11 protein-coding genes are annotated in these 12,672 nt (G+C 70.4%); 5 read left to right on the top strand and 6 right to left on the bottom strand.

Annotated features, from left to right (window positions below):
- Positions 1–126: 126 nt before the first annotated feature.
- Both WME96_RS39125 and WME96_RS39120 read left to right on the top strand, forming a co-directional pair.
- Positions 127–858 (top strand): PspA/IM30 family protein, encoded by a 732-nt coding sequence (locus WME96_RS39125; RefSeq protein ID WP_061618082.1) that lies wholly within the window; start codon positions 127–129, stop codon positions 856–858.
- 313 nt (positions 859–1,171) lie between these two features.
- Positions 1,172–1,885, top strand: a complete 714-nt coding sequence (locus WME96_RS39120) for a hypothetical protein (RefSeq protein ID WP_437286658.1) — start codon at positions 1,172–1,174, stop codon at positions 1,883–1,885.
- A 177-nt stretch (positions 1,886–2,062) separates the two neighbouring features.
- On the opposite strand, the gene WME96_RS39115 is transcribed toward WME96_RS39120, so the two are convergent.
- On the bottom strand, positions 2,063–2,719 hold the full coding sequence (locus WME96_RS39115; RefSeq protein ID WP_437286657.1) for a hypothetical protein: 657 nt from the start codon (positions 2,717–2,719) through the stop codon (positions 2,063–2,065).
- A gap of 626 nt (positions 2,720–3,345) precedes the next feature.
- On the opposite strand from WME96_RS39115, the gene WME96_RS39110 reads away from it, so the two are divergent.
- A complete protein-coding gene (locus WME96_RS39110; protein WP_437286656.1) occupies positions 3,346–4,341 on the top strand; it encodes a metal-dependent hydrolase in 996 nt (331 codons plus the stop codon).
- 120 nt (positions 4,342–4,461) lie between these two features.
- Here WME96_RS39110 and WME96_RS39105 read toward each other — a convergent pair whose 3' ends face one another.
- A complete protein-coding gene (locus WME96_RS39105; RefSeq protein ID WP_437286655.1) occupies positions 4,462–5,856 on the bottom strand; it encodes an AAA family ATPase in 1,395 nt (464 codons plus the stop codon).
- An 80-nt stretch (positions 5,857–5,936) separates the two neighbouring features.
- Here WME96_RS39105 and WME96_RS39100 point away from each other — a divergent pair, with 80 nt between their 5' ends.
- Both WME96_RS39100 and WME96_RS39095 read left to right on the top strand, forming a co-directional pair.
- Positions 5,937–7,199, top strand: a complete 1,263-nt coding sequence (locus WME96_RS39100; protein WP_437286654.1) for an extracellular solute-binding protein — start codon at positions 5,937–5,939, stop codon at positions 7,197–7,199.
- Positions 7,200–7,230: 31 nt separating this feature from the next.
- On the top strand, positions 7,231–7,980 hold the full coding sequence (locus WME96_RS39095) for a glutathione S-transferase (RefSeq protein WP_437286653.1): 750 nt from the start codon (positions 7,231–7,233) through the stop codon (positions 7,978–7,980).
- 453 nt (positions 7,981–8,433) lie between these two features.
- On the opposite strand, the gene WME96_RS39090 is transcribed toward WME96_RS39095, so the two are convergent.
- The 4 genes from WME96_RS39090 to WME96_RS39075 all read right to left on the bottom strand — a co-directional run bounded on the left by WME96_RS39090 (position 8,434) and on the right by WME96_RS39075 (position 12,639).
- Positions 8,434–9,819 carry a carbohydrate-binding domain-containing protein gene (locus WME96_RS39090; RefSeq protein ID WP_437286652.1) on the bottom strand — a complete coding sequence of 462 codons (1,386 nt, stop codon included), beginning with the start codon at positions 9,817–9,819 and terminating at the stop codon, positions 8,434–8,436.
- Between the two features lie 610 nt (positions 9,820–10,429).
- Entirely contained in the window at positions 10,430–11,035 is a 606-nt protein-coding gene (locus tag WME96_RS39085) for a Uma2 family endonuclease (RefSeq protein WP_437286651.1), read from the bottom strand.
- 166 nt (positions 11,036–11,201) lie between these two features.
- Positions 11,202–11,987, bottom strand: coding sequence for an alpha/beta fold hydrolase (locus WME96_RS39080; RefSeq protein WP_437286650.1), 786 nt, complete (start codon positions 11,985–11,987; stop codon positions 11,202–11,204).
- A gap of 16 nt (positions 11,988–12,003) precedes the next feature.
- Complete coding sequence (locus WME96_RS39075) at positions 12,004–12,639, bottom strand: HD domain-containing protein (protein WP_437286649.1); 636 nt, start codon at positions 12,637–12,639, stop codon at positions 12,004–12,006.
- Positions 12,640–12,672: the final 33 nt, after the last annotated feature.

Below are 12,672 nucleotides of genomic sequence, written 5' to 3'. Positions count from 1 at the left end.
GGGCCACGGGGCGCTTCCAGGGGGCCGCGGGGCGCTTCCAGGGGCCGCGGGCGCGCTTCCGGGCGGCGCCGGCGGCCGGGCGCGCCGGCGCTTTACAGGGGCGGCGGGGCGGTGCACGCTACCGGCATGGGCATCTTCGACCGCATGGGAAAGGTGATCTCGAGCAACGTCAACGCGCTCCTCGACAAGGCGGAAGATCCGAAAAAGTCGCTGGATCTCATCGTCGAGGAGATGAAGGACCAGGTCCGCGCGGCGCGGAAGGAGATGGTCGACGCTGTGGCGGCCGAGAAGGTGCTGCGCAAGAAGGTCGACGAGCTCGACGCCGAGGCGGAGAAGTGGGAGAAGCGCGCCGAGCTCGCGCTGAAGGCGAACGACGAGAAGCTCGCGCGCGAGGCGCTGGTCCAGAAGAAGCGGGTCGTGGGCGAGCGCGACCGCGCCGAGGCGATGCGCGCGGAGCAGCGCTCGGCGGTCCTCTCGATGAAGGCCGAGCTCGAGCGCATGGAGGCCAAGCAGGAGGAGTTCCAGGCGCGCAAGGGCACGCTCGCGGCGCAGATCCAGCAGAGCCGCGCCGGCGGCGGGGCCGAGGGGCTCGGGGCGCGGGGCGGCCAGAGCGCGTTCTCGGAGTTCCGGCGCATGGAGGAGCAGGTCGAGGGGCAGGTCGCGCAGGTCGCGGCGTCGCGCGAGGTGGAGGAGGCGATCTCCGGCGGCGGGCTGTCGGCGGCCGAGCTGGAGGCGAAGTTCGCCCAGCTCGAGCACGGCCGAGGCAGCGCGGGCAGCGCCGGCGCGGACAGGCCCGGCGGGTCGGCGGTCGACGATGAGCTCGCCGCGCTGAAGAAGAAGATCCGGATCGGGTCCTGAGGGTAGCGCGGCGGGCGGCAGGGGCGCGGGCTGCGCCCGCTGTCGCCGGCCGATCTCGCCGCCGTCACCATCACCGGCGCTCACCGGGCGCCGCGGCTTCGATCGCTCGAAGCGCGCAGATCAGACAGACCAGACAGACAGAGAAGGCCGACCAGGCAGCGTCACGGACCGGCGCGGGCCACGGGCTCACGCCGCGGTGAGCGGCAGCGGAGCTCGGGCGCGGGAGCGGCCGGGTCGATTACTTCGGCGTGCATGTCGCGCATGTTATGCTGTCGTGCGTAATTTTCGTGCGTGACAGACAGCCGAGGTGCACATGAAATGGAGTTCGATTGCCTTTCTTGGATGCTTGCTGGTGGCCGCCTGCGGGGACGATGATCCCAATCCCGGGGCCGGCGGCGCGGGCGGCCATGCCGACGGCGGCGGGGGTACCCATGCGGAGGGCGGCGGGCCCGCGGGAGAGGGCGGCAATGCGGAGGGCGGCGGGCCCGCGGGCGAGGGCGGCAACGCGGAGGGCGGTGGGCCCGCGGGCGAGGGCGGCAATGCGGAGGGCGGAGGGCCCGCGGGCGAGGGCGGCAATGCGGAGGGCGGCGGGCCCGCGGGCGAGGGCGGCAATGCGGAGGGCGGAGGGCCCGCGGGCGAGGGCGGAGGGCCCACGGGCGCGGGCGGTCTCGATCCGGTGGAGCTCGCGATCGGCACCGACGACGATGCCACCTCGGGTTGCGCGACGTTCGTGAACGGGGTCTGGGGCGTCGATGAAACCGGGTTCTTCGAAGGCGAGGCCACAAACCAGGAGTGCGCCCTGGTGCCCGTGTGGGTCGACGGCGACGCGTACTGGATCACGTCGCGCGATTTCGGGGGTAGAATCGACGTTTACGATCTGAACTACAGCATCCTCTCCGCCGATGCGCGGATCGAAGAGACGAGCTCGTCGTTCGTCCTCCTCGACACCGCGTTCGAGGAGATCTTCTCCGGCACCATCAACGTGACGTCCCTCACGAACGATAGCGTCACGCTGTCGATCGAGTAGAGGGAGCAGAAAAGCAAGGGCGCAAGGGCGCAAGGGCGAGTGGTTGGCTTCTTCTCTGCTCCTTGCGCGCCTCGCGCCCGTGCAACGTCTCTTCGTTACCTCACCCCGTATCGCTACAGCACGCTCGCCGGTTGCTCCTGTGGGGGCACCGGGAGCTCGATGTCCGCGCCGAGCGCTTCAGCGAGGGGCCTTGACGGGCTCGAGGGACTCGACGTGGAGCTTGCGGGTGGGGGCGGAGCTGCTCTTGTAGGTGCGGGCGGTGGCGGAGACGCGGTAGGTCTTGCCGGCCTGCATCTCGGAGGAGAAGGAGACGGCCGGGCCAGCGCAGAAGCCACCGTCGAAGAAGGGAGTCCAGGCGCCGAGCGACTCCTTGGTGGTCTTGTAGACCCAGTTACCGCCGACCCTCTCGAAGAGATCCGCGGCGACGTAGGTGCTGTTGCACTTGACGATGCGATCGGGGTCCGAGAGGGCGGGGAGGCTGTCGGCCCACTCGACGGTGGTGCGGCCCGGGAAGACGGAGCCGCTCGGGTTCTGCGCGTAGAGCGAGGAGTAATTGCTGACGTCGAGGACCACGCCCTTGTAGCAGCTCGCGGTGTTGTAGGTCTGCGGCGAGCTGTAGTCGATGCCGCCGACGAACGTGGCGGTGGCGGCGGCATTGGCGCACTCGACGCCCATGGCCTGCTCGGCCTCTTCCACCACCTCCACGTCCTCTTCCACCATGTCGTCGACGGGCGAGTCGTCACCGGCGGCGTCGACCGCGCAGCCCGTGAGGGCGAAGGCAGCCACGCTGAAGCAAACGAAACCGAGCCCGTTGACGATGCGAAGCGTGTTCATGATGATCCCTGACTCCTGCCGCTGGGCGCATCGGGCCGGCCGGACCGAAGGTGCTCGGACCGTGCCGCGCTCGCTGCGCGCCGCGAATGCGTTGCTTTTTCGTCCGGCGGCTTCACTCGCGCGCCGGACGCCAACGCATTGAGCAACCGATATGCCAGCGCGTCGGCGCGAACGACTCGAAGAGAAGGAGCCCGTGCGGCGAGGCGATCGAGGCGCGCTACCGGGCGGTGGCTGCGCGCTATCTTGCTGAAACTACGAAGATTTTTGGCTGCTCCGGCGCGCGTGGCGCGCCCGCACACATCGGGTGGAGGCGCGGGCCGGCGCCGGACCACGGGACCTCGCGGCGCGTGCCCCTGGTGGCGCCGCCCTCGAGGTGGAGGCGGAAACCTCCATGTCTCGCGGGACGTGCCCGGCGCCACCAGAGGAATCCACTCAGCTAGCAGCCTCTTTCAGCGGAGAAATTGAACAGGGAGGCGGGGAGTATTTGAAGATTTTCCTCCCCGCCTCCCTGTGAATTTTCCGAAGAACTTGAGGGAATTCCCCGGCGGCGCCGCCCTCGACCCGGCGGGCTGGAGCGGGCCGCGGCCTTGCGCTCGCTCGGGGCCATGAGGTAGCTGACGACCCTCATGGATACGCTCACGCACGGGCTCTTCGGCCTGGCGGTCGGCGCAATGCGTCGCCCCGACGTGAGGCCCGGCGAGGGGCGCGCGTCGCCGACCGACCGCGCCGTGCTGCTCGCGTGCGTGATCGCCGCCGAGCTGCCGGACCTCGACTACTTCTGGCCGGCGGGGGACGCGGTGCTGCGCACGCTGCGCGCGCACCGCGGGCCGTCGCACGCGCTCCTCTTCGCGCCGGCGGTGGCGGCGGTGGCCGCCGGGATTGCCTGGCTCGTCCTCGGGCGGCGGGCCCGGCTCGGCCCGGTCTACGCGTTCAGCGTCCTCTCGGTCGCCCTCGCGCACCTCCTGCCGGATCTCTGGACCGGCTGGGGGACGCGCCTGCTCCTCCCGTTCTCGGACGCGCGCCTGACGCTCGACTGGACCGGCGTGCTCGACCCGCTGGTCACGCTGCCGCTCGCCCTCGGCGCGCTCGTCGCGTGGCGCCGGCCGGCGCGCTGGCGGCGCGCGATCCTCGCCGGGGCCGCCGTCGCCGCCGCGTACGTCGGCGGCCGCGTCGCGACGCAGCAGGTCCTCGTCGCCCGCGTCGCCGCCGCCCACCCCGAAGCGCAACGCGTCGCCGTCTTCCCCGCGATGCTCGGCGTGACGACGTGGCGCTTCCTCGCGACGCACGAGGACGCTTACGCCGCCGGCTCGGTCAGCCTGCTCGGCGGCGCGCCGATCGAGGAGCGCCGGGTCGCGCGCGCGCCCAGCGGCCCCGTCCCCGCCCGCGTCGCGGCCGTGCCCACCGTGCGCGAGGCGCTCGCCTGGGCGCGCTTCCCCGTGGTCCGCCACGCCCCCGCCGACGACGGCGGGACCACCGTGCGCGTCGCCGACCTCCGCTACCACCTGCGCGGCGACCCGACGCTCGAGTTCATCGTCGACGTCGCCCCCGACGGCGCGGTGACGCGCGCCCGCCTCGAGCGCGGCGGCTCGGCCCGCGAGCTGCTCGACCGCTGGCGAGAGTAGCCGAGCCGCCCGCGCGTACCCGCGCGCGAGCGGCGCCGGCGCGAGCGTGTCGAGCAGGCGATGCGCCGGCGCCGTGACCTGCCCGCATCGCTCCATCCTCGCGGGGCGGCGCCGGGCGGCTCACCCCGACATGGCGCTGGCCCCGAGCAGGCTCTGGGTGAGCTTGCCGCCTTCGACCGCGAGCTCGCGCAACGCGGTGTCGACGTGCCGATCCTCGACGGCGCGCCCGGCTCCCTCGTCGGCGGCGAAGAGCGCGGCCTTGCGCAGGAGCTCGCGGAGGAAGGCTGCGCTCACGCCCTTCGTCCTCGCCACGAAGGCGTCGAGCTGCGAGACGCGCAGCTCGAGCCCTCGGCCGTAGAGCTCGAACAGGCGGCGACGGCAGCCCTCGTCGGGCAGCGGCACCTCGAGCGCCTGATCGATGCGCCCCGGCCGCGCCGCCAGCGCCGGCTCGAGGATGTCGGGCCGGTTGGTCGTCAGGATGAAGAGGATGTCGGCGTCATCGGATAGCCCGTCCATCTGGTTGAGCAGCTCGAAGAGGACCGCGTTGCTCCCCACGCACTGTCGCGTGCGCTCCTCCGCGACGAGATCGACGTCCTCGAGGATCACCGTCGCCGGCTCGAGCAGGCGCGCGAGCGCGCACGATTGCTCGATGAGCCCCATGCCCCGTCCGGTCAGCAGGATCACTGTCCGATCCGGCATCTGCCCCGCGAGGTACATCGCCGTGAGCGTCTTGCCCGGGCCAGGAGGTCCATGCAGCAGCATGCCGCGCTTGAGGTGGCGGCCCATCGCCCTGAGCTCGTCGCGGAGCTCGGCGAAGCGGACGGCCTGGCGCTCGATGCGCTCGAGGAGACCTTGCGGCAGGATGATCTGATCCTTGCCGATGGCCGGCAGCCGATGAAATCGCACGTCGATGGCGCCTTGCTGCGCCTGCTCGAGGGAGATGACGTGGCCCCGGTAGATGCTCCGCGCGCGCATGGTGTTCCGCACCTCGGCGAGCACGGCCTCCGCTTCCGCGCGCTCCGCGGCCATCACCTCCAGCGTGAGGCTCTCGCGCCACCCCGCTGACGCGTTCACGTACACCACGAGGCGCTGCTCGCCACGCCGGACGAGGTGCACGCCGCTGCGGACGCAGGCGATGACCCGGGCCTGATCGAGCTGCAGGTTGACGTACTCGACGGGCCCGACGTCGATCCCTGCTCCGGGCATCGCGCTCCGGGGCGCGGCGAGCTGCGAGAGCCTCGGCGTGAGCATCTCGTGCGTCGAGGTGATCCCGAAGAGCTCGGCCTCGCGCCCCGGCTGACCGAGGTAGGCCTGGAGAGCGAGGTGCAGGTTGGGGTGCTCGTACTTCGCAAACTGCTCGGACACGACGGGCATCTGCGCCGGATCTCCGCCCAGGTGCTCGCGAAGGCGCCGCCGTATCTCCGGCTCCTTCGCGGGCGCCTGCGCTGTCATCTGCTCGAGGAACGCCTGGAAAGAAGCGCCGAACGTCGACGCGTCGAGGTTGGGGTCGGCCATCTTCGTCACCTCCACCACCGAGGCTACACGAGCCGCAGCGGTGATAAGAGATCAACGGAGAACAAATGCGTCGAAGAACGATGACCTGGATGCTCTGCGCCCTCAACCTCGCATGCGGCGGCTCGCAAGCCAGTCCGGACGCATCAGGCACCGCGGAGCACGCTGCGCCGCCCACCACCCCAGCTACCAGCCGTTTCCAGCTCAAGGTGTCGCTCTTCCCGTGGGTCCCTGGCGATACGTCCTACGTCAAGTGGACCGAAGAGGAGTTTGAAAGGTCGAATCCCACGATTGACCTCGTCGTTCGCGACCTTGCGAAGTCCCATGACTGGAAGCCGGACGAGTACGTCGGCGATCTGTCGTACGAGTGGGAGAAGACCGGCCAGGCGCTGACCGATACGAGCTCGCCCGATTTTCAGCACGTCGTCGAGGTCGATACGATGATCCTGGGCGAGCTGGTGAAGCGGAAGGCCGTGCTGCCGTTCACGATCCCTGATCCTGGGTTCCTCGGGTTCACCCGACAGGCGGTTCGAGTCGATGACACCACGTACGGCGTGCCTCACTGGACGTGCGGGCACTTCTTCATGAGCGACTTGCCCCAGATCAAGACGGCTTCATCTCTCGACCAGCTTCTCAGGATACTTGCAACCGCCGGGCGAGCGGGGAGCGTCGACGTGGCGGGTGATATGGACGGTAGCTGGGAGTCCGTCATGTTGTACCTCGACGCCTATGTCGATGCGCACCCCACCGCCTCAGCATCCGAGGCGGCGACGCACACCGAGCTCGACAAGGACGTCGAGGCGAACCTGGCGAAGCTTGGTCGAGCGTGCACCCACGAGGGAAAGAACCACTGCGGCGGTAACGCCGAGGAGGCCTTCGCCGCAGGGCGAGTTGACGCTCTGTTCGGATACTCGGAGCGGCTTCACGATGCTGTGCGCAGGGGCACGGACCCTGACAAGGTGACAGTTGTCCCGGCGACGCTCGGCCAGGCCAACCGGATTCTCCTGTTCACCGATGCGCTCGTGTTGTCGCCGCAGTGCAGCTCTGCGGAGTGCAGGGATGCTGCTGCCAGGTTTGCGACCTTTTACACGGATGCGAGGGTCTACGAGGCGGTCCTGCTGTCCCGCGATGGGGACCGGGGCGCGAAGCCACGCTATCTGCTGCCTGCCACCCAGGCAGCGTTCGAGCGTCCCGATGTCCAGGCTGACCCGATCTACAACCAGCTCCAGGGGTACGTTGGTGGCGCGGAGGCTTATCCCAACGAGGGGGTCCCAGCCGCGAAGCACCGCGGGGTCCTCCGTGGGCTTGTGGCGAACGCGCTCGGGCTCAAGAGCGGCGCCCATTGACAGCGGCGCTCGCCGGCGCGAGTCATCCGTCATGAACGAGCCCACGTACGAGCTGTATTACTGGCCGGGCATTCAGGGCCGAGGCGAATTCGTGCGCCTCGCGCTCGAGGACGCCGGCGCTCCTTATGTCGATGTCGCCCGCCTGCCCGCGGCGAAGCACGGCGGCGTCGCCGCCATGCAGAAGCTCATGAAGAGCCACGCGCTCGCGCTCGAGCCCTTCGCGCCGCCGTTCCTCCGCTCAGGCGACCTCGTGATCGCCCAGGTGGCCAACATCCTGTTCTACCTCGGCCCGCACCTCGGCCTCGCGCCGGACGACGAGGCGGGCAGGCTCGGCGCCCATCAGCTCCAGCTCACCGTCACCGATCTGGTCGCCGAGGTGCACGACACGCATCACCCCATCTCCGTCGAGCTCTATTACGAGGACCAGAAGCCCGAGGCGCTCCGCCGCAGCCAGGGCTTCCTCGCCGAGCGCATGCCCAAGTTCCTCGGCTACTTCGAGCGCGTCCTCGATCGCCACGGCGGCCGTCACCTCCTGGGAGGCGCGATGTCCTACGTGGATCTCTCGCTGTTCCAGGTGATCGCGGGCCTCCGCTACGCGTTCCCGCACGCCATGGCCGCCTTCGCGCCGAAGATCCCGAAGCTCGTCGCCCTGCACGACCGCGTGGCCGAGCGCCCGCGGATCGCGGCCTACCTGGGCTCGGATCGGCGAATACCGTTCAACGAAGACGGCATCTTCCGGCATTATCCGGAGCTCGATCCGGCGCCGTCGAAGAGGCGATGAATGTGGAGCGGGGCGCCGTCACGGCGCGTGACCGCCCAGCCATCGCGATGGGGCTGGATGGTCGTCAACCACGCACCACGCCTCGCGCTGCCTGGTGCTAGCCCTTGATTGGCAATTGACGGTCGAACAAGATCGATCGTGCTGAGGGTTCAGTGAAACGCCCATTGTTCACAGGAACATGATCAGGAGTAGTCGTATGAATCCACAAGATCCCAGCGAGAAGCCCTTGAAGAACAGTGACACCTCAGAGCAAGAGCAGCCTGCCGAAACGGCGACGCCCAGGCCGGAGGAGGAGCCGGAGGCGCAGGCCCCGACGGGGATGCGGTCGCGGCTCGGGCGACTCGGGGCGAACCCTGGTGCTGTGATCAAGATCAGGAGGTGATGGTACGGCCTGGCTCCGGGCTGGCGCCGCCGCCCGCGCTTGCGCCCCACCCGCTGGGGGCCGTCGACGCGCTACTCCACGAACCGGAGCCAGTTCAGGTTGATGTCGCCGGTCTCGAAGACGACGCGCACGACGTGCGGGCCGACGCTCACCCAGCCGACCGGGACCGAGACGGTCTGCCACGACTGCGCGCCGCCGGTCGCCGGCAGGGTGACGGTCCCGGTGACGTCCTGGCCATCGATCTCGACGTGGAGCGCCTTCGATGCGCCGGTCGTGGCCACCCGCAGCTCGAGGAGATACTGGACCGGGAACGGGTTCGTCACCGAGTAATTGAGCCACTCGCCTGCCGCGGTGCCGGTGACGTTGGCGCCGGGGCCGGTGGGGGCGTCGGACGTCGGCTCGAGATCGACGTGCTGACCACGGTAGAAGCCGGTCGCGTTGCCGACCGTGGTGTCGTGGTAGGCGAGGCCCTCGTAGCCGTAATCGAAGTTCTCCGCCTCGATCGTGCCCGTCAGCGGCGCGTGCGTGAACTCGTAGGGGATGGTCCGCGGGGAGCCCCCCTGCGTGTTCACGCCGCGGTCCTCGAGCCATGTCAGGACGTCGTAGCGCGCCGCGGAGTCGAGCCGGGTGTGCCAGTTCGTGACCGAGATGCCGCTCTCGTCGGAGAACGTGTAGTAGGAGTTGACGCCGACCACGAGCTGCTGGGACGAACCGGCGCGGTAGAGGGGCCCGCCGGAGTCGCCGGGGCAGAGGCTCGCCGCGGCTGGATCGGTCAGGACGCCCTCGGTGATCACGTTGGCGCCCGCGACGTCGGCCGCGTCCTCCGGGACCACGTAGGAGCCCTCGTGGATCAGCGCGCTTGCCGGGAGCGTTGTCACCGTCTCGATCTTGAGCCGAGCCGGAGGGGTAGGCCGGTCGACGCCGTTCTCGCAGCCGTATCCGGCGATGATCACCTCGGTTCCCGGCAGCACGGGGGTGCCGTCGACCGTCGCCTCGGGGATGTCCGGCGTGTCCTCGTCGACGACGATCACCGCGACATCCGGCGGATGGTACGGGTTCAGGATGTTGATGCAGTGCCTGTGGCAGCTCCGCCGGGAGGACGTCCACGCCGGGAAGATGTGGGTCTCCTGGACGGTCAGGTTGCGCCGCTGCATGCCGGTGGGGCCGTTGTCGTTCGTGAGCGCGACGATCGAGCCCGGCAGATGGTTGCTCCCGACGCCGCCGGTGTTGTCGTCGTCGACGCAGTGGGCCGCGATGAGGAAGTGACGGGGGCCGACCTTGGCCCCGGTGCAGTCGCTGACCTGGATCGTGGCGGGGACCTCGGTCTCGAGGGCCGGGCGGCCGCCGATGAGCTCATCGCTGGACTCGTCGACGTGCTCCGAGGTCGGCGCGGCGTGGTCGCCGACGCACGCGGCGAGGACAAGGGGAAGCAGGCCTATCGCTGGACGAAGACGCATGGGAGATCCTCTTTGTTCATCTCGGCCCGGAGGCTCCTCGCGCGAGAAACGGCCTTTGCGGCGCACCCGGCATCGGGGAGCGCGCGCCGCGTCGTCGGCTCATGGCTGCTCCAGCAGCGCTGGAGCGGCGGGCCGAGGGATGCCGTCCGGGAGGCTGGCGAGGCTCCGATCCGGCCCTTGCGGTGGTTGCACCGCAAAGCGGGGATCGGCGCGTGCGCTCACGCGCGAGCAGCCTGCGGCAGAGCGACGGGTGATCCGTCGGACGTGGTTGCGTGTGCCGGGGAGCTCGGGCGCGAACAGGCTTTAGAAGTGCTGTTTACGAAGGGGAACGTCCGCGCCCGGCTCCCTCTGGCTCCTTGAATGGTGGCGAGCCCGGCGGACCTTCAGAGATTCGTACGTAGGCGGCTGATTTTTGTGGGGGCGCGGAACCGGGGCGCGGGGATGGCGGGCAGAGGGGGGCGGGGGCGGGCCTCACGTCCCGCTCGGCGCTTGCCTCCCGGCCCGTGGCGAGAGGTTTGAACAGTAACTTCCGCGACCTCATCCGGGTCGACGGCGCTCGCGCCCGCAAACACGGCGAACGCGACGTTCACCATCGCTCGCCTGCGATCGTTCATCGGGTCCAGTTCGCTGCCAGATCGAGCTCCACCGCGTCGAACGGCTCGGCCCTCACCTTGGCGTCTTCTTCGTAGGTCTCGAGCAGCACCCACCGCCCGCCCTCGAGGCGGTACACCTCGAGCGTCCGCAGCAAGGGGCTGAGCAACCACACGTGCCCCACGCCTTCGCGCCGGTAGATCCGCATCTTCTTGCCCCGGTCGACGCGCTCGGTACGCGGCGAGATCACCTCGCACACCCAGTCCGGAGGGACGTCGTAGTGCGCCGGCGTGTCCTCGTCCCCGAGGGCGTCCGGCATGCGCTCCCGCGTCCACCCTGCGAGATCGGGCACCACCTTGTCGGGCCGCGGCCCGAGGTGGAGCTCCGGCTCATCCAGGAGCACCCAGCCGCCGGGCCCGCCATCACCGAGGTCGAAGGCGCCGCCGAGCTTCATCGTGAGGCGCGATGCGCTCCGCGTGTGGGGGCGGCCGGGGCGCGGAAAGGTGAAGAGCTCCCCGTCGAGGATCTCTGCCACTTGCTCGGGCGGCACCGCCTCGAAGGCTGCCTCGACCTCCGGTGCGTTGCGATCAGGAGCCATGTTGCGCGGCAGCACGCCGGTGCTCATGGCCGACCCTACCACGGGAGCGTGGTCCCAGCCGGGGCGAGCGCCTGTTCCCGCGACGCCCGACGCCGTGCGCCTGGCTCCCGATGTCGGGCTTCGGTGCGGACGCCCCAACGTGCCGGCGGTCGCCGGGCGGCGCGTGGGTGCGGGTCGACCGGGGCGCGGTGCCTCACGCGGATCCGAGCTGCGTGACGAAATCACGCAGCGCGGACGCGAGCGCGAGGGGCGCCTCGAGGGGCGACAGGTGCCCTGTGCCGGGCAGGACGCGCAGGCCTGCGCCGGCGATGCGCGGCACCACCTCGCGCCGCAGGACGTCGAGGCGCTCGACCTTGTCGAGCTCACCGGCGATCACCAGCGCCGGCGCGTCGATCGACGCGACGTCCGCGGAGATGTCCTCCTGCGACGCGACGTGCGGCCAGGCGGCCTTGGCGGCGGGCGCGCCGCGCAGGCTGTCGTCGATCACCTGCTGGCGCAGCGCCGAGCTCAGCGGACGCGCGGTCAGCACATGATCGAGCACAGCGCCGACCGATTCCGGCGAGTCATAGGCGCGGGCCATGGCCGCGCGTTGCTCGTCGCTGAGCGGCATCGGCGTGGGCGGCGCAGGGGCGACGAGGACGAGCCCCCGCAGTCCGGCGGGCCGGCGGGACGCTAGCAGCTGCGCGACCTTGCCGCCCATCGAGTGGCCCACCAGCACGTGGCGCTCGAGGCCGAGCTCCTGGATCACGGCCTCGGCGTCATCGGCCATGTCGCCGATGCGATAGCCCTCTTCCGGTGCGTCGGAGTCGCCCCAGCCGCGATGGTCGATCGCGATCGTGCGGTACCTCGGGGAAAGGGCCTCGGCCACCGCCGCCCACGTGCGCGACGAGCCGCCCCAGTAATGGAGGAAGACGAGGGCGATGTCCCCCTCGCCTCGATCGCGGACATGGATCTGGATGCGGTTCGCCGTGATCTTCATGAGCGCTCCGTCCAGCTCAGCTATCGAAGGGGGCGCCCTCCAGGAGGGCGCTGGCGTCGAAGGGCTGAAAACCCGGCACGTGGCGGCGGCCGAAGTCGGAGAGGAAATTGCCGGCCGCGGTGTGCGGCTTCCGCGCCACGACGCCGCAGAGGGCGCGCCGGAGCTCCTGCTTCATCTCGAGCCGCGGATAGGCCCTCAGGATCTCCTCGACCGCTCCGCGCGGCAGCGCCTCCAGATCGAGGCCGCCGTAATCAATCGAGATCCCGAGATGGGCGAGGGCGACCTCCGGCTCCTTGTGCGAGGCGATTCCGAGGCTTGTGTGCAGCGCGATGGCGTCCCACACGAGGGACGCCTTCTCCCGGGGCAGGCCGCGGCCCTCGAGAAAGGCCCGGGCGGCGTTGGCGCCGTCGACCTCGAAGCGCTCGGGGCCGGCGAAGCGCTCGGTCAGGCCGAGGTCGTGCAGCACCACGGAGAGGTAGAGCAGCTCGCGGTCGCAGGCGACGCCGCGCTGCCGGGCCGCGAGCTCGCCGAAGTAGTACGAGCGCATCACGTGGTGGAAGAGGTAAGGGGCCGAGACCTCGCGCGCGAGCGCGGTCGCGTCCTGGGCAAGGCGCGTGTCAGGGGCGTGGATTCCGGCGATCTCGGTGGTCATGGCGGGGGCTCCTGTCTGCCGGCGAAGGCCAGG

It is taken from the genome of Sorangium sp. So ce406 (assembly GCF_051474675.1).
GTDB lineage: Bacteria > Myxococcota_A > Polyangia > Polyangiales > Polyangiaceae > Sorangium > Sorangium cellulosum_G.
Note: the sequence above shows the minus strand (reverse complement) of the source record. Positions and strands in the feature narration are given on the sequence as shown.

Coding starts and splice junctions, on each gene's coding strand:
- WME96_RS39115 (WP_437286657.1), bottom strand. CDS start 2,719: ATGAACACGCTTCGCATCGTCAACGGGCTCGGTTTCGTTTGCTTCAGC.
- WME96_RS39120 (WP_437286658.1), top strand. CDS start 1,172: ATGAAATGGAGTTCGATTGCCTTTCTTGGATGCTTGCTGGTGGCCGCC.
- WME96_RS39095 (WP_437286653.1), top strand. CDS start 7,231: ATGAACGAGCCCACGTACGAGCTGTATTACTGGCCGGGCATTCAGGGC.
- WME96_RS39110 (WP_437286656.1), top strand. CDS start 3,346: ATGGATACGCTCACGCACGGGCTCTTCGGCCTGGCGGTCGGCGCAATG.
- WME96_RS39125 (WP_061618082.1), top strand. CDS start 127: ATGGGCATCTTCGACCGCATGGGAAAGGTGATCTCGAGCAACGTCAAC.
- WME96_RS39100 (WP_437286654.1), top strand. CDS start 5,937: ATGACCTGGATGCTCTGCGCCCTCAACCTCGCATGCGGCGGCTCGCAA.
- WME96_RS39080 (WP_437286650.1), bottom strand. CDS start 11,987: ATGAAGATCACGGCGAACCGCATCCAGATCCATGTCCGCGATCGAGGC.
- WME96_RS39105 (WP_437286655.1), bottom strand. CDS start 5,856: ATGGCCGACCCCAACCTCGACGCGTCGACGTTCGGCGCTTCTTTCCAG.
- WME96_RS39085 (WP_437286651.1), bottom strand. CDS start 11,035: ATGAGCACCGGCGTGCTGCCGCGCAACATGGCTCCTGATCGCAACGCA.
- WME96_RS39090 (WP_437286652.1), bottom strand. CDS start 9,819: ATGCGTCTTCGTCCAGCGATAGGCCTGCTTCCCCTTGTCCTCGCCGCG.
- WME96_RS39075 (WP_437286649.1), bottom strand. CDS start 12,639: ATGACCACCGAGATCGCCGGAATCCACGCCCCTGACACGCGCCTTGCC.